Here is a 255-nt window from a genome sequence, read left to right as displayed (position 1 = left end):
ATGCAAGTCGAGCGAATGGATTAAGAGCTTGCTCTTATGAAGTTAGCGGCGGACGGGTGAGTAACACGTGGGTAACCTGCCCATAAGACTGGGATAACTCCGGGAAACCGGGGCTAATACCGGATAATATTTTGCACTGCATGGTGCGAAATTGAAAGGCGGCTTCGGCTGTCACTTATGGATGGACCCGCGTCGCATTAGCTAGTTGGTGAGGTAACGGCTCACCAAGGCAACGATGCGTAGCCGACCTGAGAG

1 rRNA gene is annotated in these 255 nt (G+C 52.5%); it reads left to right on the top strand.

Annotated features, from left to right (window positions below):
• Positions 1-255, top strand: a 16S ribosomal RNA gene (locus AAIE21_RS29465); the annotation flags it as partial.

It is taken from the genome of Paenibacillus sp. 102 (genome assembly GCF_039549175.1).
Lineage (GTDB): Bacteria > Bacillota > Bacilli > Bacillales > Bacillaceae_G > Bacillus_A.
Note: the sequence above shows the minus strand (reverse complement) of the source record. Positions and strands in the feature narration are given on the sequence as shown.